Here is a 19721-nt window from a genome sequence, read left to right as displayed (position 1 = left end):
CTTCCGGCCATCCGGCCACGAAAAAGGGGCGGCCCCGTGAAGGACCGCCCCTGATGGGAGCTTTCGGCTGACCGACTAGGCGGTCAGGTGAGTTTCTCGATTTCCTGGACGAGCAGCTGGAACTGCGCGCCGAGCATGATCACTGCGGCGGCGGCATCATCCATACTGGGGCGGTCGGCACCCGACAGCAGCTCTTCCAGTTGGTCGAGCGCTTCCTGGTGCTGGTGGGCCATAGCAAGCGCCGTTGCGGCGGGGCTGGAAACCGCGATCGCGGTACCACTATGCACGGCGGCGTCCTGCGGTGACGCCCGCGAGCAGCAAAGCGGCGTTATCAATGTCCTCGATCGAGGATTCGTAGACGCCGACATTCGCCAGGACGGCCAGCGCTGCCGATACCTGCTTGGCGGCACCGCCGCGCAGCTGGGGCAGGATGGAGCGGAGCGGCTCGGCGACGGTGCGGTTTACGGTGCGCTGCAGATGCAGCGGATGCCACGTCGGTGCGGATCCGCGCAGCGCGATGAGGCGCCGTTGGACCAGTCCGATTTCCATAGTGCAATCGGCCGACTGCGCGTGATCACCGATCAGGCGCTCGAATAGACGACGGAGCGGGTTGGCGGGAAGGTGTGGAATGCTAGAAGCGGCCGCAGCCTGATACATGGTGTCCTCCATGTGGAAGGTTAGGGCTGGAACAAAGCGCCTACCTTGTTCCAGCCCGAACTTTATGGCACACAGAAAATATGTCGTCAATAAGTGTCCCACAGAAACGTCGCGGTCGTCCGGCAACTGGGCATTCGCCCCGGATCGGCGTTCGGTTCGATGAGCGACTGAAGGCGCGCCTGGAGCAATTTGCCGACGCCGAGAATGTCACGGTGTCGGAGGCGATCCGCCGCCTGGTCGAAAAGGGCCTCGACGCCTGATCAGGCTATGCGGGCGCGACGTTTCGCTAAACGTTCCGCCGTGGCCTCGATCTCCGGCCCCAGCTCCGCGGCGAGGGTGTCGAGCATACCATCGACATTCGCCTCCCACGCTGGCCGAGCAAACGGCTTAGCGACCGACCGGAAGGTGCCGAACTCCCGCGGAACGCCGTTGCGGTTGGCGGTGCCGAAGAAGATCCGCACAGCCCCCTTGTCGATGAGTTCCTCGCGGGCGGCGTCGCGGGTGAGGCCGTTGGTGGAGATCAGCAGGGAATCGCGCAGCTTTCCCTCGTGAACGGGGACAAGCCGCCGCGCTTCGGCCTGGACGGGCTGCAGCGCCCGGGTCCCGGCGCGAATGAGTACGCCTCGCTCGAGCGCTTCGTCGGCCAGAGCGGCAAGTGCCGCATCCAAGTCGGAAAAGCCTTCGAGCGAAATTGCCTCGTCAGCCATCGGAGTTCCTCGCTTCCAGTTCTGCGCGGGTGAACTTGCGGATCGTCATCGGCGCGCCGCGCGCTTCCATGGACTGGAAGGCGGCGAGCATTGCGTCCGGCGCCATGCGGCGATCGTTGTTCCTGCGCAGGTAGTGATCGAGCGGCTTGAGGCCGCCCTTCGACTGGGTGAGGCCCGAGAAGGCGCCGCCCCACCAGGCCTCGCGCAGACTGGCTTCCGCCGCAGCTGTGAGCCGTCGGCGCACCCCACGCATGGCGAGTTGGAAGTGCAGGGGGGTCTGATGCCAGAAGCTGTCGGGATCGAAACCGGACTGGCACCACATGACGAAGAAGCGCTCGGTGGTTACGGGGTCGTTGTCGGCTTCCTCGTCCGCTTCGCTGGCGGCTTTGCCTTTCCCTCGGCACTCGGCTCTTCGGCCCGACCGCCGAAGCGGTTCAGCAGATCGAGGATGAGCGGCGCAATTTTCTCGATGCCGTAGCGGAAGGCGATCGCCAGGGCGTCGTCTTCGGTGAGCTCCTCGTGATCGGCGACCGTGAGGCACTTCACCAGAAGCGCGACCTTCGAGATCGTGAAGTCGATGCCATCCTTGGCAAACAGGTCGACGCCCAGGTGTTCGCCCAGGGCAATCGCGCGGAAGCCGAGACGGAAGGTGAAATCCTCACCGTCGACCGTGATGACGGTCTTCGCGTCGACTGGAGCGACCATTACGGCGTCTCCTGCTTGACGCGCGACGCTTTCGACGTCGGCTTCATGGTGATGTTGAACTTCCGCTTTTCATTCGCGGTGTTCAGGTACTTGAGGTTGTAGAACAGGGCGGTGCCGCTGACCACGTAGACGTCCTCGCCCTGGGGCAGATGGATCTCGTAGGGGATCGGCTCGTTGTTCGCCTCGGCGGCGTCGAGGAGGGTGGTGGAGGCAGAGCCGAGCACGAAGTTGCCGGCGATCGTGTATTCGACGCCTTCCTTCAGCGGCTGCTTCTTGAACTCCTTCGCCTCCTCGGTGTCGAAGCTCGAGGTCTCGTACAGCGTGGTGGTGAACGAGGGCAGCTCGGGGATATCGTCCACTTCGGCGACCTTGGTCAGGACGTCGATGGGGTTGATGTGCAGCTGGGTGCCGTGACCGGTGGTCACTTTCGAGATTTCGGGCATGGGTTACTCCTTTCCGTGCCAGATCGTGGCATCGATGGCGTGGCAGTGCTGGAAGGTGGCGGCGGTGTCGTCGCCGCGGTCGAGCACGTTTTCGATTTCCGAATGGTCGAAGCGGGTCCCGCCGACGCGCGCATAGGGCGCGATCGCGGTGATGACGTCGTCGCGCAGCGCGCGGGTCTCGTCGTAGGTTCGGCCGTAACAGTCGAGTTGAACCCGGGTGTCACGCAGCGAGTGGAAGCCCTCGAGGTGCTGCGGACGCGGATCCGAGATGATGGTGAGGACGATCGCTGGCACGGGTTGGCTCTGCGGGCGGATACGCCAATAGACCGAGGTGCCGATGACCGGCCCGACCAGGGGGTCATCGATGAGCCTAGTGCGGAGGTCCGATTCAAAGCTCATTGCGATCGCACCGCGGTAAAGTCGATCTCGCGGCGGCCGATCGGCGAGATGCTTACGATGTCCCAGGTCTCGGCGCCGACGACGATCCGGTCCTTCAGATTGACGGAGCGGGTGAGGGCGGACGCCAGGACATTGAGCGTGACGGACTGCTGGCCCATTTCGGCCGCCGCCTGGCGCCGCTCTTGGCCCGTGCCGTAGAACAGCGCGGCCCACGGCCGGGCGATCGGCGCCCAGGTGGAGATTTCCTCGCCGTAATCGTCCTGGGCGACGGTAGCGCGCTCGATCGAGATCCGCGTGGTGCGCTTGGTGACCTTGGTCACAGCCAGATCCGATCGTTGACCAGGAGATAGTCGATAATGGACGCCGAATCCTCGAACAGACCGCGGAGTTTCAGCAGGATTGCAAGGCGAACGGCTTCTGGGATGGCGGCCCCGTCATCACCATAGCCGACCTTTGCACGGACGGTGATTGCACCACCGGCGGTGGAAGCGATCGGCCACCGTGTGGACGCGGCCGGTCGGACACCGCGCTCGAGGCCGGTGCCGGTGAGCTCGTAGCTGTCGGCTGCGAGCGTGTGGGCGGCACCGTCGCGATCGAGGTAGGTGATTTCGTCGATCGAGAGGATTGGCCCCACCTTGAACAGCGCCAGATCTTCGAAGGCATCCCCGCGCAGATCGACCACCTGGCTGATCAGCCTGGTACCCGTCATGGACTCGATGTGATTGCGGGCGCCGGCGATCGAGAGGCCTATCTCGGTATCGAAGGTGTCGTCGCCATCATCGACGCGCAGGAACTCCTTCGCCTGGTCGAGCGTCACCGGTTCGGCCGCCGGCGGCGTAACGATGACCGGGGACTGCCACATGGTCAGGCCTGCGTGCCGGCCGCCTTGGCCGCTGCGGTCTCGGCCTTCAGGTCTGCCTTGGCATCCTTCAGTTCGGCTTCAAGGCGGGCGATGCGTTCACCGGTCGTCTCGTTGATGGGAGCTGGCGTAGCGCTATCCTCGGTCACCAGTTCGGCGAGCTTGGCGTCGATCAGGCGCTGGGCTTCCTTTTCGTCGGCGAAGTCTTTGACGTCGCCAGGGGCGAGCGAAACCTTCGGCCCCGAAAGGCCTGCGATCATTCTGATTTTCATGGTGAGCTCCTGGAACTTGCCTTTCCGTGCAACCGGTGCACCGGCGGCAGGAAAAGGCCCGGGCGGGAGTGATCCCGCCCGGAGAACCTGTCAGGCAAGGGCCTGGCGGAGATGCTTCACTGCCGCGCTGTCCAGCAAATCACCGTCGTAACGGATGATGCCGGCCAGACCGACCTTGGGCCAAAAGCGCTCGCGGACGGTGCCGATCAGCGGCGAACCGACCTTGCGAACGGTGTAGCGGCTGAAGTCGCCGAAGAGGACCGAACGATTGCCGGCGGCGATCGCGGGCACATCATCGTTGATCGAGTAGGGCTTGCCGAGGATCTGGTCAGGAACGTCCACACGGACGTCGCCCATGGTCCACAGGAAGCGGCCTTCGCCGTCCTTAAGCTTGCGGATGGCGGCGAGGGTGGTGTCGGCGAACATCCAGCGGCAGGACGGGCTGCGGCGGTAGGCGGCATTGACCGAGTGCTGAAGGTCGATCAGCTCTTCTGCGGTCAGGGCGGCCACGGCTGCCGCCAGTTTGCCCTGCAGCGATGCAACGACAATGCCGCGGGCCTCGTCATTGCCGGTGCCGACGGTCAGCTTGCGGTTCGCACCGCGCCCGAGACGTTCGCCCAGCTTACGGCCGACGAACTGCTCGATGTTGAATGCCGAGTCCTGCAGCAGCTCCATGCTGATCTTCAGCCACGGTGTTGCTTCGACGTAGGCGCTCAGGTTGGCCTGGCCGAACTCGAGGTCGCCGCTGTTATCGTCGACCACATCGTCGCCCTCGTCGAGCGGCGCCGACGTGTTCCCGGTGTCATCGTTCGTCGGGATGTCGAACGGATTGCCCGAACTCGTGACGATCTCGTCCGTGATGCCCGGATCGTACATCGGCCCCCAGTCGAGCATGGTCTCGACAATGCGGTTCGCCAGTTCGCGCGGCACGGTATAGCCGCCGGCGGCCGGCGTACCGGCAGTCTGGGTGCGGTTTTCGACGAAACCGCGTCGCAGCAGCGATCGCTGCTCCGAGGTAACGGCGCTGATGTCACCGCCTTCTGCGAGGACCGCGTAGAAAGCGTCGCGATATTCGGTCTGCAGCTGCTCGGTCGAGCGCTCCTGGCCTTCGCCGCCTTCCTGGCCGCGATGTTCGACGTTACTACGGCCCGGGCGATTGCGCGAACGGCGCTCTTCCTCGGCAGTTTCGGCGGCGGCGGTGCGCTCTTCGCGCTTGATCTTCAGATCGAGCGCATCGACCTTGCCCATCACCTGGTCATGGCGCTGCTCGAGCTCGGCCGCCTTGGTGGTGTCGGTTTCCTTTTCGGCCTGGCCAAGGAGGTCGCGCGCCTCCGTGACGAGCTGGCCCCGCTCCTCGTAATACTGGGTGAGAATGGTCATCTCATGCTCCTGGAATGAAAAAGCCCCGCGCTGGCGGGGCGATCAGGGCGAGAAGCGGGTGCTTTCGCCACCTCCGGCTTGGCCGGGAACTCAGATTTTTCGTTCGGACTGCGCCAGTTTCATACGCTTGGCGGCGATCCGGCCGGTCGCCCCGGCGCGGTTGTGCGCGCGGCGTTCCTGACGGGCCGCGTCGAGCGATCGCAGGCCGACCTCGGTCTGCTTGTAGACGGGCATCGGGCTGTAGGTGATCTCGAAGAGTTCACCCTCGAGGATGGTCCGCTTCGGCGGATCCCGCGTGTCGTCCCACTCCTCCTTCAGCGAGCGGAACCCGAACGACATGCCGGGAATATCTCCGCGGTCGATCTGCACAGCGAGATCTCGACCGTCGTTCGTGTCTGGAAGCGGGTTTTCAAACGAAAGGCCCTTGCTGTCAGACCGCAAGGTCAACGTGCCGGCATCCTTGCGACCGAGAACGCGCCCGGTGTCATGGCTGTGTACCGCCAGCACGTCGCGCTCCTGGAGGGACTTGTCGAACGCACCAGGCGCGATCGTCTCGATCCAGTACCCGGCGACGCTCGCTTCCTGGTTGTAGAGCACTGCATAGCCGGTGGCCGTACGTAACTCGCCAGCGGCGGTGGCGGAGCGGAGCTCGAGGCCTTCGGTGAGGGCGCGGAACTCGCGCTCGTCAGTTTTCGGTTTGGTCGTCGCCGGCATCGCCGCCGTTCTCCTCGTTGTCGTTGAGCGGCGGGCCGCCGTTGTGGCCTTGGCCAGGCGAAGTTCCCAGCTCGACGGTCGCGCCCTGGATGTAGAGTTTTGCGCCAGCGCCAGAGGGGTCCGGCGGCCGGTTTTCGAGTGCGCGGGCTTCATCCGGGGTCATCTGGGCAGTCTGAATGGCCCGGGCGATGCCCTCGATCCGATCCTTGAAGGCGCCGCGCTGCATGCCGTCGAGGTTGTGCTTCGCCTTGCGGCTGCGCCGGCGCTGGCCGAACAGTTTCAGGTTGAGCTCGTCTTCGAACGCCTTCGCCCATTGACCGATGACATGCTTCACCAGCTGGAGGTCCTGCTGCTCCGTGTTGGAGAAGGTGCCTTTGGACAGATCCTGAAGGAAGACGGGCGGCAGGCCCCAAATCCGGGCAATCTCCTGAATCTGGAAGAGCCGCTGCTCGGTCATCTGCCCCTTGGCGGGGTCAATGCCGATGGCCTTCAGCGCATGGCCGGGCGGCATGCCAAAGAACGGTGTGCCTGCCTGTTTCGCGAGGTCGATCGCGCGCTTGATATCTGCCTGTGCGCGTTTGAAGGCATCGGCCCCCTGCGGGAGGGGGCCTTCCAGAGCTAGGGGCGGAACGCCGCCGCTGGCGAAGAAGCTGCCTGCGAAATCGTTCATGGCGATGGCAAGCGAGATCGCCTTTCGAGCCAGGAAGATCGGGCTGTAGTGCCCGACCAAGTCGGATTTCGGCATGAACGACACGTCGATGATGTCGCGCGCGGGGTATTCGCGGCCCTCGGAGATGAAGATCTTGCGCCCATTGCGACGCTGGATCGAGGTTTCCTTCGGATCGAGCGGCCAGATCGCGACGGGACGGACGCCCGCGCGCTCGATCCAGCTCATACCGCGGCCGCCGGTGAACACCTGTTGCCACATGTGCCGGCGCCACTCGAAGCTCGATGTCTCCTCGTTCGGAGCCTCGTTGAGCAGCATGGCCAGGCTATCGTCGACTTTTTCGCCGCCATCGCCCCCGCGGAAGGCTTGCAGGGGCAAGCTGGCGAGGGCACGCGACAGGAAACCGACGGCGCACATGACAGCAGGAACGCCCAGCGCGGCGTCGATCGACACCGGCGGCAGAGCGCTCCTGCTGTCGAGGGCGCCCAGCATTGCCAGGAGCGCCTCGGGGTTCTCGCTCAAGCGATGGGTGGGATCCTCGATCGAACGGACTTCGCTTGCGCGCTGCGCCGCCGACCGGTGGATGTAGTCGTCGGGCGACATCACGGTTCGTTCTCCCCGTTCATACTGAAATTGGGGTCGTCCCAGGGCGAGCTAGGCTCTTCCTCTGGTTCCTTCCCGCCCATGGCGACGCCCAGCGCGCTCATCAGCGCGACCGGGTTGTCGATCTTGAGGTGTGCCTGCCCCTCCGGCTTGTTGGGGTAGACGTTGTCTTTCTTGTCGGGGGCGCCGACCACGTTGGAGATTTCCCACTCCATCACGGGGTCGCCGCCATGGATCATCCGCTGGGAGCGCATGAGCGCGTCCAGTTCCTTCATCGGCTCGCTGAAGTTCAGCACGACCGGGCGGTACTCGATGACCGGAACGCCCTTTTTCTGCAGCCGGGTCGACAGCTGCGTTGCCTGGAACGGGTCGTAAGGCACATGCTCGACCTGGAAGCAGCTGCTGGCCTCTTCAATCGCGAGCTCGATCTCGTCGTAATCGACGATGTTGCCCTCGGTGACGTCCAGCAGTCCCTGGGCGTCCCAACCCTGATAGGCCGCGACGTCCGCAACGGTGTCTGCCGGAAGGAAGTATCGGCCGATCCGGATGTAGGGATCGTCAATTGTGGCTTTCTCGCCGAGGGGTAGGAAAAGGTATTCCAAGGCGGCAATGTCGATTTTGGACGCGAGATCCAAGCCGAGAATGACACGGCGGCCCTGTAGCCAATCCAGCTTCAGCGCCTCACGTGGATCCGCTGGGATCAACGGCCGGGCACACTTGCGCCAGGCTTCGACGTCGAAATAGGCGGCTTTCGCCGACACCCACAGGTTGAGGTGCTTGGTCTTGAAGACACCCGCCTTGCGCGGCGTAGCGATCGCGTCGCGCTGGCGGGCCTTCAGGAAGTCGCCTGAAACGGAGACGTCGTAGTTCGGATTTGCCTTGCGAAGCGCGGTTTCGGACTTCCAGTCGTCGTCCTGGTCGATCGTGTATTCGACGAAGAAGGTTTCGTCGTCCAGCGGCGGGCCGCCGTTGTGACCGATGCCAGCCAGCTTTTTCCGCTCGTCCTGGATTGAGGCGTAACAAGGGCCGGCCAGGTTATCGCCGGCGGTGGTGATCAGTACCTGGAGCGGTTGATCGCGCGCGCCCATGCCGGTCTGCATGGTGTCGACTTGGCCGTCGTCAGCATGCTCGTGATATTCGTCGTGGATCGAGCAGCTGGGCGACTGCCCATCGCCCGGATCCCCGATAATGGTTTCGAACTTCGAGGCGTCGTCGACGCGCGTCAGGTTCTTGGCATTGACGCTGATGCCGAAGCGCTTGACCAGCGCCGGAGTGCGCGAGGCCATGAGCCGGGCAGGGCCGAAGACTTCCCATGCCTGCTTTTCGTTCGTGGCGCCCGAGTAGACTTCGGCGCCGAACTCACCATCGGCGCAGAACATGTACAGGCCGATGCCGGCCGACAGCGCCGATTTGCCGTTTTTACGCGGTACCACCACGAACAACCGGCGGAACCGGCGGAGACTGGTCTCCTTACGGAGCCAGCCGAATGTGCAGGCGATGACCCAAACCTGCCACGGCTCGAGGCGGAGAGTCTCCTTCTTGCGCGCCCATTTCCCCTTGGAGTGGGGCAGGCGTTCGATGAACCGGCAGGGCCGGGCGGCTTTGTCGTCGTCGAACCGGTAGGGAAAGGCGTCGGTCGCCTGAGCCTTCAGATCATCAATGAATCGGGCGCATTGCAGCCTGATAGAAAGGCACGCCGGAATGCGGCCGGCGATGACGTCGCCGGCGTACTGGCGAGCGATCGCCGCGTAGTCGCGCTGCTCCACATCAGAAGTCGTCGAAGTCGCCGGCTTCCGCCTTCGCGCCGCTGACGATCCGCAGCGCGGCGGCAGGTGTGAGCATCAGGTCGGTGAGCAGGGACTGGGTGTGGCGCATTGCTTCATTCAGCATCGCCACCTCCGGCCGGGCCCGGACCATGCGGGTAATGACTGTGTCGCCGTCGACCTTTTTTGCCGATTCAGATGTGAAGGTGTCGCCCTCCACTTCGATGACAGCCTGATAGCGCTGGATCTGCTCCAAACGCTGAGCGAGCAGGGCGACGTGCTCCGCGAAGTGCGGGCTCGATCGGCCTTGCTCTTCGAGGATCAGCGCGATCGACGCGAAATGCAGCTGCGCCAGGTCGGACAGGTGCAGCGGGCAAATCATGGCGCCGGCTTTCGGCTCCTCGCCGATCGCGAGTTCGCGGTCCGGCCGTTCGGTGCCAGCGAGGGCTTTGAGTTCGGGGGCCTTGCGCGGCCGACCGGCGCCAGGCCGGGATCCACCTCTCGACACCGACACCTCCGATTTTCGTTGGGGGCATCGGCTGCGAGGCGAGCGCCCCGAAACTTTTTACCCTTTGAATTTGCCCGCGTGAAAATTTGGGGAGGGCGTCGGTGTCCGGCCAAATCGGCCGTAGACCCGCCCCCTCCCCCTCCCGGTTCAGGTTTCGCAGGGCGAGCCTGAACGGGATCGGCCTCGCCGTGCCTCGTCGCGCGTTTTCGCGTTGTGGCAGGGCTCACAGAGGCCCTGTTTGTTCTTTCGGTCGTCGCTGCCGCCTTCGGCGAGCGGTACGATGTGGTCGACGACGTCACTGGCAACGTGCTTGCCGTCCTCCAAGCAGCGCCGGCAGAAGGGTTCCTCGCGGAGGACCTGGCGCCGATCGCGTTGGCCCGCGCGGCCGCGCTTGCGTTGGTCTCGATGGAGCAGCGGACGCTCCCAGGGCTGGCGCTCACGCCAGCCAGGAGGACGGAAGCGGGGGTTCTGGGTCGGCATCAGCCGACGGCGGCGACAGTGCCGTCCTGCTCGGCTCGCTCGACGTAGAAAGTCTCAGCGCCGTCACTCTTGGTCAGGCCTAGGGCCTTGAGTTTCTTGCCGTGCTGGCCGGGGACCGCCTTGAGGATCGCCGTCTTGTCGAGCTTCGTAGTGATGCGGAGCAAGCCCGCAGCCCAGGTCCGCTTCTCCAGCTTCGCAACGATGGCCTCCTCGTCACCGTCGATCGCCAAGCTGGCGCGGCCGGTGCGGGTGCCGATCATGCAGCCGCCGAGCTGGACGGACTTGCGCTTGCCGCCGGTAAGCGCGGCCGCCGCCTGCTTCCACCATGGCTCAAGTTTCGAGCGGATCTCGTCGCACTCCTTGATGAGTGGTGCCAGGCTCGTGTCCGCATCGGCGTTCGCTGCAGCGATGGCGTCGTTGCGGGCGTTCTCGTGCAGGTCGATCGACGCCAGCAGCTGGGCGAACCGTTGCAGCAGCAAGGTCGCGGCGTGTTCAGTCTTGGGGGTGCGGATGGACATCAGGCTCTCCAGCTGGTGGATGTCGGAAGGGTCAGCGGCTCGGCGCTGGCGGAAGATCGAGGAGCACCAGGTGCTGAGACTCGCGGCCTTGCCCGATCTCGCGGATGGCTTGCTTCAGCCATCGCGCCGAGACGGTGATGGTGGCGCTGTCGTGGGCGTCAGCGACAATCTGGCGCGCCTTATCGAGATCGATCACGAGCGGGTTCCTCGGGAAGTTCGGAAGGCAGCCTTCAGGCCACCGGCAATGGAATGGATGCGCTCCTCGAGCTCGTCGAAGTGACGGGCGTCGCGGATGCCGTTGCTGACCTCGGCAAGCACTTGGTCAAGGTCGCTCTGCTGTGCATCCAGCTGAGCCTCCAGGCTCGGCCGAGCCGTTACGCAGCGACTGCGCACAACCTGTGGCTCTTCAGGACGATCGGCTTGCGGTAGCTGGGATCGTCGGAGCGGGAAGGCTTTGGAAGGCGGTAGCGCTTCGCGAACGGCGCGGGGGAAAGCGTGCGCGCAACGGCTGTTCGAGCATGGGTATCCGCCTGTTGCGGTGTCATTCGGAGCGCAATGGCGGCGGCGAAGGCGACTTGGAGGGCCTTCGCAATGCGGGCGTTGCCGATCGGGGTGAAGCCGAGCGGTCGGCGACCGTTGGCGTGTTCGCTGCGCATCTTCACTTAGGCATCTCCGGGCAAGCAAAAAGCCCGCCGGCCTGGGGAGGCTGACGGGCTCATTAGGATCCATGTAGCTGCGGCGCCGAGGGCAGACGCAACTATTGCGGGGTCCGATTTGCCGGTTCAGGTGACGAAACGGCAGGGTCTATTTTGCGCAGGGGGTAATTTCGCTATTCAGGCGTGAATAGGGGGGATCAATGCCGACAACTGACTTCACGACGTTAGGGATTGTCACGCTGGTAGCTGGATCATCGGTCTTTGCGGCTTTCGTTACGCAAGGCGTGAGCTGGCTTCGAGATCATCTGAATGGATCCCGTGAAGAGGCCTTCGCAAGGCTCTACATCGTCACCGCCCTTGAGGCCTACGGATCCGTAGCAGCAAGAGCGATATCGGATTCCGAGATCTATGAGGCTTCGAACGGAGACGTGGGCGCGCACTGGAAGAACATTCCGGATTTCCCAGCCTATCCCGAAACGATTGAGTGGAAAGCGCTAGGGACTAAATTAACAAAATTGGCTCTGGCATTTCCTATGGAAATCGAAGCCGCGCAGGCACTTATCGCGTTCGAATGGGATGTAGTGAACGATCATGAGATCGTTCTTCCCACCGTAAGAGAAAAAACGGCCCGCGCCGGCGCTCGAGCCCTCCAGCTCGCTGCCAAGTTCCAAGATGAATACGAAGGTGAGAAGGTCGAACTGCTCGAAGAAATCTGGGATCCTAGAACGCAACTAGAAACGAAACTCCAGCACTATACCGAAAAGCGGCTCAGTGAGCAGGAAGAGTCGAACGCTTATTTCGCCGAAGCGCAGGCCGAGGCCAACCGCCGAAGGGAAGAAAGGCGAGGGATAGAGGTCCGCAGCGGATCATAGAATACCCGCCTGCGCAGCCGCCAGCGTGGCGTCGTCGACGAACTTGCAGGCCTCGATCGAGCAGCTGCGCCAAAGGTCTAGCGCATCGATGAGGATCTTTTTCGCTCGGGCGTTCCGCATGCCGAGGCGCTTGGCCACGACGCTGATCCCCTCGTCGTCAATGATCACAGCCAGCACGAGGGATGGGTAGGGCAGCGCCTGGCGCCAGCCGGTGTAGGCAACCTCTGCGCGCACGCTGCCAAGCTTCTCGTAGAACGCGTCACCGAACTTGCCGCTCTGATCGACCCGCGTTTCGAAGCTGACGGTGTTGATCGCCACGTCGCCGGTAATGCGGGCGTGGGTCTGCGCGATCGACTGAGAAGCGGCCAGCTGCTCGGCATCGATGTCGCCAGCCTCGAACAAACGGGCGACAGCGCCCTGGCGCGTCACCGATGCGCGGGCGCAGGTCTCGGGCGTGCCGTTGACCTTGTGGCCGAAGTCCTTCCGAACCGCAGCGTTGAACTTGCGGAGTTGGCGCTCGTCGCGCGCTCGAGCCGGATGACGCGCGGCCCATTTCCGATGGATGTCGTCGTGGGCCCGCGCCTGTTCCTTCAGGCGTTCCCTCGAGCGTCGGCTCGTCGCTGTTCCCATTGCCCCGCAGTCTCCGAATTGTCGTCCTGGAGGTAGTCGAGCATGGGAGGCATCGGCAGAGCCGAATCTGCGCAGGGGGCGAACACCTGCCAGCCGAGCTCGCGGAGCTGGCGCACGGCCTCATCACGAAGAGCGGGCAGGGATAGACCGCGCGGGCCGGGTGTGCGCAGCAGCTGCCCTGACTTCACTAGCGCCTGGACCAATTGCCTCGCGCGGGTCGGGCTGATGCCCAGACCGTTGGCGATCTCGCCGTAGGAGGGGCTCCCGCCGTACCGCAGGATATAGTCGCGGACAAAACCGAGGACTAGGAGCCGCCGGCTTGTCATCGCAGGGTGAAGTCGGAGCGAGGCGCCCGAGGCTGCCTCGCCAGTCATTGTCGAGTTTCCAGTTCGCACCTGTTCGCCCCCAGGTCCCCCTAGGAGGAACATAGCGAGAAACTCCGGAAATTGCATCCTGTGGATTATCTATCAGTGAGAGCCGGCCGGGACTGCAAGGCTAATGCTGCCGCTAAGGACCCTCGTCATTCCGACGTATCCAAGCTTATCGGGTCTGATGCCGTCCAGCACGAATGACGTCTCTGTCCAGGTCCCGGCAGGTAGCGAGCCCGGCAACGTGATCAGCTTCATCCCCAACGACGGAAAATCCGCATCTCCTTTCTCATTCACTGTGCCCCAGCTAACGTATGCGCTCAAATCCCTAAGTTGAGCGCTAAGCGGATTCCCCAGCTTGAAGGTGACACGAGTGCCAGACCCTTCTGGCTTCAAAGATATGAGCTGCGCGGTTATTTTGCCGTAGGAGGATTCAATTATTCCGAACCCGCTATCGCCAACCTTGAAGGTGCCATTTACGGGTTCGGGTTGTTCGCGCTCCAACGCGTCGACGCGCGTTGCAAGTGCCTGGATCTGACTCTCGAGGAAGGCGCTCCTAGCATCAGAGGAGGGTGGACTTGACTGCCCGCATGAGGTCAGACCTAAGGCCAGCGCCAATCCCAGAACATTCAATCGCATGTAAAGATAATCCCCCTGTACACGGCGGATACACCCTCCGCCGTTGTATCTGCCTCGAATGAATCGACGTTCATCGGACACATCTCTTACACGGTATTTTGGTGCAGTTTTCTGACCAAATTGTGGACGTTTGTAGAGGGGTTATCTATCTGTGTGGCGGCCAATTGAGTACCCCGCCGGATTGCATCCTCTGTCCGGCGATATAGTTGATGAAAAGGGATTGTCTTACCCTTTGTCCCGTACTGGTCGTGATGCTGCCTTACTAACTCGATCGCTTCCTTTTCACAGGTAATAGCCTGAGTGGAATAGTCGAAATGCATAGCCAGCCAAATTTCGAAGCAGCGGTTCGATAAACAAAGACGGATACCATTCGCATCGGCTAACGCACGAGCATCATTTAGGTCCTTCGCCGACGTATCGTCGACATCACAGACGCACCAGAACTCGGCAAAGTTAGACGACTTCTTCTTCTTCGTAATTGACTTTTCAACTGCCTTCAGTGCGTTGCCGCCGCTTTTTACATAGATAGGCTCTAATGAAAGACGGCTTGGTGGAATGATCAGTTGCCAGCCCCTGAAATAATCGTCTTCAGTTTTTTCTCCATCATAAGCAATAATGATGGTGTAATCCTTGGCGGTTCGGCCGCCGGTGTTTCTGGCAAGCGGGTTTATTTTAGACATTGCTAAATTCTGGCGAAATGGTCAATTCTTCATCGTTAATAGCGTGAAGCCACGAAGGGTCGATACCGGCGAGCGGAACTGCGCCATAACGGCCTCTGAGATAGCCTAGCTCAAAGTTTTCATCTTTCCTTGGAGAAAACTCCAAGAGAGAAAATAGCGAAGAGTTGCCAGATAGGTCGCGCTCGCAGAACCAAACTTGATCCCTGCGGAGGTGCTGGAGGTTTAGGAGTCTCGTCTCATGGGTTGAGAAGATTAGCTGCGCGCCCTGTGGGTTGGAAGAACGATTTTGAAAAAGTGCTAGTAGTTGGCTTGCAACATGGGCGTGCATGCTGGTTTCAAGCTCATCTATAAACACGACTTTTCCGAACTTCAAACCCGTTATCAGTCCTGCGGCTAAGGCGTATAGTCTCTTTACACCACGTGACTGTTTCTCAAACGGAATTTGCACTTCTTCTCCGTCATTATTGACGATAAAGTACACCTTATAGTCAATAATTCTCTCTGCACGTGCTATCTCTGACTCAAGATTTTCTTCACCTTGGGGCTTATGTACGATAATGTCCCTTATGCAAGGATCTGCCGCCCGCATAAGTGGAATGAGGAGCGATTTAAAGTTCGGATATTCATCGGCCAAATAAGAGGTATGGCCTTGGTGAAAATTACTGATGTTTAGTTTTACTTCGGTAACGACATTATTGCGGAACCATTTCTCTACACTCATGCAATCAGATTGATTGTCTTGAGCAGCTGATGAGAGAAATAAACTATTTTCGCGAGTGCGCCGGAAGGACGACTCGTGTTCTCTTCTATCCCCATTAAGTTGGGGGCCAAATTCGATAGAAGACGTCGCATTGCGGCTGACATCCTTTTCGCCAGCTGGAACTGCACCGCCATCTATATTTGTTGAGCGCCGAAATAGGAGTCGTTCTCTCCCCTTTGGATAGCTATAGAGCCATTCCTCAGAGAAGTGAGAGCGATGGGCTTTGAACCCGTACCGATACTTGGTGCTACCCTCACAAATAATAATTTCAAAGAAGCCCTCACCGTCTGGAAGAGCGACGTTAGGATCAAATCTGGTTCCGGTTCCTGATTTCCACTCTGCCTGAGAGTTTCGAACCGCTAAGCCCATGTACGAGAATGCTAGTAGGAAATTACTTTTTCCAGACGCATTCGCGCCGTAAATCGCTACGGCTGGGAGCAAGTGATCGCGCGAGGGTAGCGCGCTGCCAGCAGATAACAACGAGCCTTTTAGGTTCTTCTCTGCACGGCGCGCCACCATCGATAGGGCAGCTCGCTCCCGAAAAGATTTGAAATTTTCTACCGTGAACGAAATTAACATCTTAGACCCCTTACTCCCCTCCTTCTCACACCAATTTTTGTGGAAAGTCCACGAAAACCTCATTGAGACATGAATGGATCGGTGCGTTAGGACCAATGAGGAGTGAGTTTTGCCGCCTCAGCGCGGCGGATATACCCTCCGCCGCGATCGCGGCGAAGTGCGGGTCTGCGGATACGCAGATACCCCGCAGATACCCCCGGATCAGGCCGCCTTAGCGATCCGCGTAAGGTGTCGTCAGGGTAGATTGATCCATGCGATGCGAGACCAGGGCCGACCTTGGATATCACCTAGTCCCCCCAGCATGCCCTTCACCCTGCAGACGATCCCGACCTCGTCGGCATCGAGCACTTGGACCTTCAAGGCAATCTGACCAACGCCGCCGACCTCGAGAATTTGCGTTTCGAAAGGCCCCTCAGCCAACTTGGCCTTAACAAGTTGTAACAACTATCTACACTCCCAACGAAAATTTCCGGATTGAGAACCGAAGGCGTGGCTTGAGCCTCAACTTCATGCGGATGGCGCGCGGCCTGCCAATGATCGAACCAGTTGGAGCACGGCCGACCTATCTGCCGAACTGAGCACGCGCAGAAGTTCTACGCACTCCATCTCTTCGGGCGCCCAGCCTAGCGGTTGGGAATTGGCCTCGTCGTCCTCGGGATGTTCCTGCTCGTTGTACCAGGCCTGCCGATCATCGAAGTACCGCTTCATCTCGAGCGGCAACCGTAGCGCGAACACATCGCCGTACGGCAAGCCATTATCCGCTAGGAAATGGGACATCGCGATCTGCACGTAGCCCAACCAGCGAGGAGTAGATTTGAAGTGGCCGTTTTCGAACTTCGAGATCAGTTGCTGCGAAAGCTTTATTGGGTCGCCGTACTTTTTCGCTGTTTCTCGCGCTCGATCGGCTGTCTCCGATGTCGACCAGCCTAAGCGCCCGCGTTGCTCGCGCAACCAGGATGCGTTGAAATCGAGTCTGGTTCGCGCCTCATTGTCCACCGGTAAGATGGTACAACGTTTAACAACTACAACGGGCAACAACCGAGTGGTTGACTCAGGTTGTTGCGAGTTGTAGTTGGTTGTCATGGACGAGTCAGAGCGTGACATGGCAGGCGCCGAAAGGGAGAGGGCTCACAAGGCCTTCCGCCGCGCAGTCGCGATCGCTGGTAGCCAAGTGAAATTCGCGAACGTCATCGGCACGACGCAGCAGAATGTGTCGAAGTTGCTGAAGAACAGGCGCCTGCTGCCGCACCCTTTTGTGCACGCTGCGAGCGAATTGAGCGGGATTTCTCGGCACGAGTTACGTCCCGATATCTATCCGATCGAGATGCCCGATGAGCATGCGGGCGGATCGCCGGCGGCAGCAACCATTCCCCCCGCTGCCGCCGGCGTCCAAGACCCTGTGCAGGGCCTCCAGTCATGATCTCGTCCATAACGGCAGGGCATAGCGACTCGGGCCGGGCGGCAATGCTGCAATCGCGTGGCCACATTTCAGCCTACAAGGCGTCCACCGGCGCCGCCTGCGCCGCGCGCTCCTGGCCGAGCGGCGGCGCACAACGCGACAGCCAAGAATCCCAACTGCTGCTGCGGGCCGGTTCACAATGACGAAGCGCCGCGCCCCCCTCACGATCGACGCCGCGCTGGCGCGCATCGCCGGTCAGCTCGAGGGCGGTTGGAATGCGATGGCGGAAGCCTTGGGTGGGAAAAGCCCGAGCATCGTCCGCGCCTGGGGAGACCCTGATCGGCGCGAGCAAATCCCGCTGTGCGACGCGATCGTCCTAGATGTGGCTTATCGGGAAGCCGGCGGCGACGGTGCCCCGCTCTTCGAAACCTTCGCTTATCAGCTCGATGAGGCTGGCATGTTCCGTTTCGCGGACGAGATCGCGTTGGGCCGCTTGGCCGCGCTAGTCATCCGCGAGTGCGGGGAGGCCAGCTCTCACTTGGTGCTATCCGCTCAACCGGGCGCCGATATCGCTGACCATCGCCTGACGTTGGGCCATGTTGACGAGGCGATTGACGCCTACCAGCGCGTGCGCGTGCTCGTCGCGGCTCTCGCCAACGGGGGCCGCATCGACAGCGCGACCCTTATTGCCGATCTGACGGGCGACCCGCCCGATCTCGCCGGCGGCCCGCGCGCAACGGGCCCGCCTTGAGGCGAGGGTTAGAGGCACCCTCCGACACCTCTGCAACCTACCAGCGCTCGATCGGCCGTCCGCCTTTCGAAGCGCATTCGTGCTGTCTCGTGAAATGGTGATCGATGTCCATGTCGCCCGGAGCTTACCTTCAGAAACGTCGCGTTGCGGCGGGACTTGAGGTTGTCGAAGTAGCGGCCGCCCTGGTGGCATTTGGTCGCCCGATCCGGCCGCTCACTGACAGCGACCTTCTTGCGCTTGAGCATCGCCTTTTCGCGGCCGAGGAAAACGATCCTTGTCTGACGCCGGTAGAGGCGAGCCTGCTGCGGCGGATCTTCGCGTTCGATGCAGCCGTCTACGAACTGATGTTCCTGCGCCACTTCGCCGGCCCAGGCTGCACACTCCCGGAACCGCACATCTGCCGCGATTGCGCCTGCTCCTGGCTTGACGCCTGCCGCACCAGCTCCGGTCCGTGCAGCTGGACCAGCTCATCCTCCGATCTCTGCACCGGCTGTCTAACCGACGACCAGGTGCAACCCACCCGTCAGGGAGAATTCGCGTGACATTGCATCGGAAGCCGCACCCGCTCGCGGGACAGACCGTCGTCATCGCCAGCGGCACTTACGTCGGCCACGACTTCACGATCGAGGATTGGTGGGATCGGGTCTCGGGAGAATCCTGGATCGACTGCGAGGAAACACCGCTCTGCGCTGAGTACGCCATGCGCGCCGGCGCCGACTTCGATCCGTTCGACGACGACGTGGTCTACGGCCATTTCGGCATTCTCGAGAAGATCATGCACGTCCGCCACCTGCCGACGCCGGCCGCGATCCGCCGCGAGCGTTACGCGGGCGCGGGCTGGCTTGCTCGCCACCTGGTCGACAATTCGCTCCAGGGAGAGTTCGCGTGACGTCTCCGTACGATGAAAGCTTTCGCCGAGAACTGCGCGCGATGCTGGCGCGGGACGGTGTTGACCCCGCCCGCGTTGCTGAGGCTGTCGACTTGGCCTGCCATGCAACGGACCAGTGCCTGGCCACCCTTCTTCGATTGACCGCTGGCGGTACGGGATCGGGTGTGAAGCTTGTAGCGACCGAGCTCGCGCTCAACCTGACGAAGGAACGGCTAGAGTTCACGCTCAAAAATCTTATTCGGCTCGGCGCCATTTTCGGCCTCGCTCGGGATCCAGCAGAGGGGGCCAAGGCCAATGGCTGAAACCACCGACGATCGCCTCCGCCTGCTAATCGAGCGCGTCGAGCGCTTGGAGGAAGAAAAGAAGGGCATCGGTGACGATGTCCGCGATGTCTACAACGAGGCCAAGGCCGTCGGATACGACGTTAAAATCATGCGGCAGATCATTCGCATCCGGAAGATGAAGCCGGACGATCGCCGCGAGATGGACATGCTTCTCGACACCTACAAGACGGCCCTCGGGCTCGACTGATGTTCGCGCGGGGGGCCTCGTGGATCAGCAGCCAGGTCGGCCGGGCCAGCCAGGCAGAGCAGAGGCTGGCCGGGATGTGGGCGGCGCTGCTCGCAACGGCCGGGTGCCTTGTCGTGCCCGCTCTGGTCGCGGCGCTCGCGGGCGAGTCCCAATGATCGCCAAGCTCCTGAAGGCCATCCGCCGCCGCCCGGCCTCGGGCCTCATGCCTATGTCGGCCGACGATCGCCAGGTGTTGGACGAACTCCGCCGCCGCCGCGAAGAGCGCGCCGAACCAGAGGGCCGCTCATGACCA

35 protein-coding genes are annotated in these 19721 nt (G+C 61.9%); 9 read left to right on the top strand and 26 right to left on the bottom strand.

What is annotated here, in order from left to right; all coding sequences use genetic code 11:
* Positions 1-83: 83 nt before the first annotated feature.
* Both ACZ1II_RS18430 and ACZ1II_RS18425 read right to left on the bottom strand, forming a co-directional pair.
* Entirely contained in the window at positions 84-287 is a 204-nt protein-coding gene (locus tag ACZ1II_RS18430; protein ID WP_465145054.1) for a hypothetical protein, read from the bottom strand.
* Positions 280-657 (bottom strand): hypothetical protein, encoded by a 378-nt coding sequence (locus ACZ1II_RS18425; protein WP_465145053.1) that lies wholly within the window; start codon positions 655-657, stop codon positions 280-282. The genes ACZ1II_RS18430 and ACZ1II_RS18425 overlap by 8 nt, the downstream gene beginning before the upstream one ends.
* An 80-nt stretch (positions 658-737) precedes the next feature.
* Here ACZ1II_RS18425 and ACZ1II_RS18420 point away from each other — a divergent pair, with 80 nt between their 5' ends.
* The gene (locus tag ACZ1II_RS18420; RefSeq protein WP_465145052.1) at positions 738-917 is read left to right on the top strand and encodes a ribbon-helix-helix domain-containing protein; all 180 of its coding nucleotides are present in this window, start codon (positions 738-740) and stop codon (positions 915-917) included.
* Here the strand turns inward: ACZ1II_RS18420 and ACZ1II_RS18415 are convergent, their stop codons facing one another.
* The 17 genes from ACZ1II_RS18415 to ACZ1II_RS18335 all read right to left on the bottom strand — a co-directional run bounded on the left by ACZ1II_RS18415 (position 918) and on the right by ACZ1II_RS18335 (position 11337).
* Complete coding sequence (locus tag ACZ1II_RS18415) at positions 918-1364, bottom strand: hypothetical protein (protein WP_465145051.1); 447 nt, start codon at positions 1362-1364, stop codon at positions 918-920.
* A complete protein-coding gene (locus ACZ1II_RS18410) occupies positions 1357-1686 on the bottom strand; it encodes a hypothetical protein (protein ID WP_465145050.1) in 330 nt (109 codons plus the stop codon). The genes ACZ1II_RS18415 and ACZ1II_RS18410 overlap by 8 nt, the downstream gene beginning before the upstream one ends.
* 20 nt (positions 1687-1706) lie before the next feature.
* Positions 1707-2069, bottom strand: a complete 363-nt coding sequence (locus tag ACZ1II_RS18405) for a hypothetical protein (protein WP_465145049.1) — start codon at positions 2067-2069, stop codon at positions 1707-1709.
* The gene (locus ACZ1II_RS18400; protein ID WP_465145048.1) at positions 2069-2512 is read right to left on the bottom strand and encodes a hypothetical protein; all 444 of its coding nucleotides are present in this window, start codon (positions 2510-2512) and stop codon (positions 2069-2071) included. The genes ACZ1II_RS18405 and ACZ1II_RS18400 overlap by 1 nt, the downstream gene beginning before the upstream one ends.
* A gap of 3 nt (positions 2513-2515) precedes the next feature.
* The gene (gp17, locus tag ACZ1II_RS18395; RefSeq protein ID WP_465145047.1) at positions 2516-2911 is read right to left on the bottom strand and encodes a tail completion protein gp17; all 396 of its coding nucleotides are present in this window, start codon (positions 2909-2911) and stop codon (positions 2516-2518) included.
* On the bottom strand, positions 2908-3231 hold the full coding sequence (locus ACZ1II_RS18390; protein ID WP_465145046.1) for a phage head completion protein: 324 nt from the start codon (positions 3229-3231) through the stop codon (positions 2908-2910). The genes gp17 and ACZ1II_RS18390 overlap by 4 nt, the downstream gene beginning before the upstream one ends.
* Positions 3228-3773, bottom strand: coding sequence for a head-tail connector protein (locus ACZ1II_RS18385; RefSeq protein WP_465145045.1), 546 nt, complete (start codon positions 3771-3773; stop codon positions 3228-3230). The genes ACZ1II_RS18390 and ACZ1II_RS18385 overlap by 4 nt, the downstream gene beginning before the upstream one ends.
* 2 nt (positions 3774-3775) lie before the next feature.
* The gene (locus tag ACZ1II_RS18380; RefSeq protein WP_465145044.1) at positions 3776-4042 is read right to left on the bottom strand and encodes a hypothetical protein; all 267 of its coding nucleotides are present in this window, start codon (positions 4040-4042) and stop codon (positions 3776-3778) included.
* Between the two features lie 90 nt (positions 4043-4132).
* Positions 4133-5422 carry a phage major capsid protein gene (locus tag ACZ1II_RS18375; protein ID WP_465145043.1) on the bottom strand — a complete coding sequence of 430 codons (1290 nt, stop codon included), beginning with the start codon at positions 5420-5422 and terminating at the stop codon, positions 4133-4135.
* 90 nt (positions 5423-5512) lie between these two features.
* The gene (locus ACZ1II_RS18370; RefSeq protein WP_465145042.1) at positions 5513-6136 is read right to left on the bottom strand and encodes an HK97 family phage prohead protease; all 624 of its coding nucleotides are present in this window, start codon (positions 6134-6136) and stop codon (positions 5513-5515) included.
* A complete protein-coding gene (locus ACZ1II_RS18365) occupies positions 6108-7406 on the bottom strand; it encodes a phage portal protein (RefSeq protein ID WP_465145041.1) in 1299 nt (432 codons plus the stop codon). The genes ACZ1II_RS18370 and ACZ1II_RS18365 overlap by 29 nt, the downstream gene beginning before the upstream one ends.
* Complete coding sequence (locus ACZ1II_RS18360; protein ID WP_465145040.1) at positions 7406-9172, bottom strand: terminase large subunit; 1767 nt, start codon at positions 9170-9172, stop codon at positions 7406-7408. The genes ACZ1II_RS18365 and ACZ1II_RS18360 overlap by 1 nt, the downstream gene beginning before the upstream one ends.
* A 1-nt stretch (position 9173) precedes the next feature.
* Positions 9174-9683 carry a P27 family phage terminase small subunit gene (locus tag ACZ1II_RS18355; RefSeq protein WP_465145039.1) on the bottom strand — a complete coding sequence of 170 codons (510 nt, stop codon included), beginning with the start codon at positions 9681-9683 and terminating at the stop codon, positions 9174-9176.
* A 141-nt stretch (positions 9684-9824) separates the two neighbouring features.
* Positions 9825-10157, bottom strand: coding sequence for an HNH endonuclease (locus ACZ1II_RS18350; protein WP_465145038.1), 333 nt, complete (start codon positions 10155-10157; stop codon positions 9825-9827).
* The gene (locus ACZ1II_RS18345; protein ID WP_465145037.1) at positions 10157-10675 is read right to left on the bottom strand and encodes a host-nuclease inhibitor Gam family protein; all 519 of its coding nucleotides are present in this window, start codon (positions 10673-10675) and stop codon (positions 10157-10159) included. Before ACZ1II_RS18345 ends, ACZ1II_RS18350 begins: the two co-directional genes overlap by 1 nt.
* A 31-nt stretch (positions 10676-10706) precedes the next feature.
* On the bottom strand, positions 10707-10871 hold the full coding sequence (locus ACZ1II_RS18340; RefSeq protein WP_465145036.1) for a hypothetical protein: 165 nt from the start codon (positions 10869-10871) through the stop codon (positions 10707-10709).
* A 178-nt stretch (positions 10872-11049) separates the two neighbouring features.
* The gene (locus tag ACZ1II_RS18335; protein WP_465145035.1) at positions 11050-11337 is read right to left on the bottom strand and encodes a hypothetical protein; all 288 of its coding nucleotides are present in this window, start codon (positions 11335-11337) and stop codon (positions 11050-11052) included.
* Positions 11338-11531: 194 nt separating this feature from the next.
* Between ACZ1II_RS18335 and ACZ1II_RS18330 the strand changes: the two genes are divergently transcribed.
* Positions 11532-12203 carry a hypothetical protein gene (locus ACZ1II_RS18330; RefSeq protein WP_465145034.1) on the top strand — a complete coding sequence of 224 codons (672 nt, stop codon included), beginning with the start codon at positions 11532-11534 and terminating at the stop codon, positions 12201-12203.
* Here ACZ1II_RS18330 and ACZ1II_RS18325 read toward each other — a convergent pair.
* The 7 genes from ACZ1II_RS18325 to ACZ1II_RS18295 form a co-directional block, all read right to left on the bottom strand.
* Entirely contained in the window at positions 12198-12833 is a 636-nt protein-coding gene (locus ACZ1II_RS18325; RefSeq protein WP_465145033.1) for a hypothetical protein, read from the bottom strand. The two genes, ACZ1II_RS18330 and ACZ1II_RS18325, sit on opposite strands and share 6 nt — an antisense overlap.
* 467 nt (positions 12834-13300) lie before the next feature.
* Positions 13301-13840 carry a DUF3251 domain-containing protein gene (locus ACZ1II_RS18320; protein ID WP_465145032.1) on the bottom strand — a complete coding sequence of 180 codons (540 nt, stop codon included), beginning with the start codon at positions 13838-13840 and terminating at the stop codon, positions 13301-13303.
* A gap of 86 nt (positions 13841-13926) precedes the next feature.
* Positions 13927-14520: an RloB family protein gene (locus ACZ1II_RS18315; protein WP_465145031.1), complete on the bottom strand. Its 594-nt coding sequence runs from the start codon at positions 14518-14520 to the stop codon at positions 13927-13929.
* On the bottom strand, positions 14513-15859 hold the full coding sequence (locus ACZ1II_RS18310) for an AAA family ATPase (protein ID WP_465145030.1): 1347 nt from the start codon (positions 15857-15859) through the stop codon (positions 14513-14515). Before ACZ1II_RS18310 ends, ACZ1II_RS18315 begins: the two co-directional genes overlap by 8 nt.
* 234 nt (positions 15860-16093) lie before the next feature.
* A complete protein-coding gene (locus ACZ1II_RS18305; protein ID WP_465145029.1) occupies positions 16094-16303 on the bottom strand; it encodes a hypothetical protein in 210 nt (69 codons plus the stop codon).
* 4 nt (positions 16304-16307) lie between these two features.
* Positions 16308-16370 carry a YSIRK-type signal peptide-containing protein gene (locus tag ACZ1II_RS18300; protein ID WP_465147332.1) on the bottom strand — a complete coding sequence of 21 codons (63 nt, stop codon included), beginning with the start codon at positions 16368-16370 and terminating at the stop codon, positions 16308-16310.
* Positions 16367-16942: a hypothetical protein gene (locus ACZ1II_RS18295; protein ID WP_465145028.1), complete on the bottom strand. Its 576-nt coding sequence runs from the start codon at positions 16940-16942 to the stop codon at positions 16367-16369. The genes ACZ1II_RS18300 and ACZ1II_RS18295 overlap by 4 nt, the downstream gene beginning before the upstream one ends.
* Positions 16943-16961: 19 nt before the next feature.
* Here ACZ1II_RS18295 and ACZ1II_RS18290 point away from each other — a divergent pair, with 19 nt between their 5' ends.
* The 7 genes from ACZ1II_RS18290 to ACZ1II_RS18260 all read left to right on the top strand — a co-directional run bounded on the left by ACZ1II_RS18290 (position 16962) and on the right by ACZ1II_RS18260 (position 19718).
* A complete protein-coding gene (locus ACZ1II_RS18290; protein ID WP_465145027.1) occupies positions 16962-17279 on the top strand; it encodes a YdaS family helix-turn-helix protein in 318 nt (105 codons plus the stop codon).
* A 178-nt stretch (positions 17280-17457) separates the two neighbouring features.
* A complete protein-coding gene (locus ACZ1II_RS18285) occupies positions 17458-18009 on the top strand; it encodes a hypothetical protein (RefSeq protein ID WP_465145026.1) in 552 nt (183 codons plus the stop codon).
* A gap of 104 nt (positions 18010-18113) precedes the next feature.
* Positions 18114-18551, top strand: coding sequence for a hypothetical protein (locus ACZ1II_RS18280; protein WP_465145025.1), 438 nt, complete (start codon positions 18114-18116; stop codon positions 18549-18551).
* The gene (locus ACZ1II_RS18275) at positions 18548-18898 is read left to right on the top strand and encodes a hypothetical protein (RefSeq protein WP_465145024.1); all 351 of its coding nucleotides are present in this window, start codon (positions 18548-18550) and stop codon (positions 18896-18898) included. Before ACZ1II_RS18280 ends, ACZ1II_RS18275 begins: the two co-directional genes overlap by 4 nt.
* The gene (locus ACZ1II_RS18270; RefSeq protein WP_465145023.1) at positions 18895-19200 is read left to right on the top strand and encodes a hypothetical protein; all 306 of its coding nucleotides are present in this window, start codon (positions 18895-18897) and stop codon (positions 19198-19200) included. Before ACZ1II_RS18275 ends, ACZ1II_RS18270 begins: the two co-directional genes overlap by 4 nt.
* Positions 19193-19429: a DUF2312 domain-containing protein gene (locus ACZ1II_RS18265; RefSeq protein ID WP_465145022.1), complete on the top strand. Its 237-nt coding sequence runs from the start codon at positions 19193-19195 to the stop codon at positions 19427-19429. Before ACZ1II_RS18270 ends, ACZ1II_RS18265 begins: the two co-directional genes overlap by 8 nt.
* 151 nt (positions 19430-19580) lie before the next feature.
* Positions 19581-19718: a hypothetical protein gene (locus tag ACZ1II_RS18260; protein WP_465145021.1), complete on the top strand. Its 138-nt coding sequence runs from the start codon at positions 19581-19583 to the stop codon at positions 19716-19718.
* Positions 19719-19721: the final 3 nt, after the last annotated feature.

It is taken from the genome of Novosphingobium sp. BL-S-20 (assembly GCF_055521635.1).
Note: the sequence above shows the minus strand (reverse complement) of the source record. Positions and strands in the feature narration are given on the sequence as shown.

Excerpts from the sequence above, each read along its gene's own strand:
- ACZ1II_RS18410 (WP_465145050.1), bottom strand. The coding sequence starts at position 1,686 with ATGTGGTGCCAGTCCGGTTTCGATCCCGACAGCTTCTGGCATCAGACC.
- ACZ1II_RS18325 (WP_465145033.1), bottom strand. The coding sequence starts at position 12,833 with ATGGGAACAGCGACGAGCCGACGCTCGAGGGAACGCCTGAAGGAACAG.
- ACZ1II_RS18400 (WP_465145048.1), bottom strand. The coding sequence starts at position 2,512 with ATGCCCGAAATCTCGAAAGTGACCACCGGTCACGGCACCCAGCTGCAC.
- ACZ1II_RS18290 (WP_465145027.1), top strand. The coding sequence starts at position 16,962 with ATGGCAGGCGCCGAAAGGGAGAGGGCTCACAAGGCCTTCCGCCGCGCA.
- ACZ1II_RS18370 (WP_465145042.1), bottom strand. The coding sequence starts at position 6,136 with ATGCCGGCGACGACCAAACCGAAAACTGACGAGCGCGAGTTCCGCGCC.
- ACZ1II_RS18285 (WP_465145026.1), top strand. The coding sequence starts at position 17,458 with ATGACGAAGCGCCGCGCCCCCCTCACGATCGACGCCGCGCTGGCGCGC.
- ACZ1II_RS18350 (WP_465145038.1), bottom strand. The coding sequence starts at position 10,157 with ATGCCGACCCAGAACCCCCGCTTCCGTCCTCCTGGCTGGCGTGAGCGC.
- ACZ1II_RS18265 (WP_465145022.1), top strand. The coding sequence starts at position 19,193 with ATGGCTGAAACCACCGACGATCGCCTCCGCCTGCTAATCGAGCGCGTC.
- ACZ1II_RS18345 (WP_465145037.1), bottom strand. The coding sequence starts at position 10,675 with ATGTCCATCCGCACCCCCAAGACTGAACACGCCGCGACCTTGCTGCTG.
- ACZ1II_RS18375 (WP_465145043.1), bottom strand. The coding sequence starts at position 5,422 with ATGACCATTCTCACCCAGTATTACGAGGAGCGGGGCCAGCTCGTCACG.
- gp17 (WP_465145047.1), bottom strand. The coding sequence starts at position 2,911 with ATGAGCTTTGAATCGGACCTCCGCACTAGGCTCATCGATGACCCCCTG.
- ACZ1II_RS18385 (WP_465145045.1), bottom strand. The coding sequence starts at position 3,773 with ATGTGGCAGTCCCCGGTCATCGTTACGCCGCCGGCGGCCGAACCGGTG.
- ACZ1II_RS18260 (WP_465145021.1), top strand. The coding sequence starts at position 19,581 with ATGATCGCCAAGCTCCTGAAGGCCATCCGCCGCCGCCCGGCCTCGGGC.
- ACZ1II_RS18365 (WP_465145041.1), bottom strand. The coding sequence starts at position 7,406 with ATGTCGCCCGACGACTACATCCACCGGTCGGCGGCGCAGCGCGCAAGC.
- ACZ1II_RS18295 (WP_465145028.1), bottom strand. The coding sequence starts at position 16,942 with ATGACAACCAACTACAACTCGCAACAACCTGAGTCAACCACTCGGTTG.
- ACZ1II_RS18425 (WP_465145053.1), bottom strand. The coding sequence starts at position 657 with ATGTATCAGGCTGCGGCCGCTTCTAGCATTCCACACCTTCCCGCCAAC.
- ACZ1II_RS18320 (WP_465145032.1), bottom strand. The coding sequence starts at position 13,840 with ATGCGATTGAATGTTCTGGGATTGGCGCTGGCCTTAGGTCTGACCTCA.
- ACZ1II_RS18415 (WP_465145051.1), bottom strand. The coding sequence starts at position 1,364 with ATGGCTGACGAGGCAATTTCGCTCGAAGGCTTTTCCGACTTGGATGCG.
- ACZ1II_RS18380 (WP_465145044.1), bottom strand. The coding sequence starts at position 4,042 with ATGAAAATCAGAATGATCGCAGGCCTTTCGGGGCCGAAGGTTTCGCTC.
- ACZ1II_RS18315 (WP_465145031.1), bottom strand. The coding sequence starts at position 14,520 with ATGTCTAAAATAAACCCGCTTGCCAGAAACACCGGCGGCCGAACCGCC.
- ACZ1II_RS18405 (WP_465145049.1), bottom strand. The coding sequence starts at position 2,069 with ATGGTCGCTCCAGTCGACGCGAAGACCGTCATCACGGTCGACGGTGAG.
- ACZ1II_RS18420 (WP_465145052.1), top strand. The coding sequence starts at position 738 with ATGTCGTCAATAAGTGTCCCACAGAAACGTCGCGGTCGTCCGGCAACT.
- ACZ1II_RS18330 (WP_465145034.1), top strand. The coding sequence starts at position 11,532 with ATGCCGACAACTGACTTCACGACGTTAGGGATTGTCACGCTGGTAGCT.
- ACZ1II_RS18280 (WP_465145025.1), top strand. The coding sequence starts at position 18,114 with ATGTCCATGTCGCCCGGAGCTTACCTTCAGAAACGTCGCGTTGCGGCG.
- ACZ1II_RS18310 (WP_465145030.1), bottom strand. The coding sequence starts at position 15,859 with ATGTTAATTTCGTTCACGGTAGAAAATTTCAAATCTTTTCGGGAGCGA.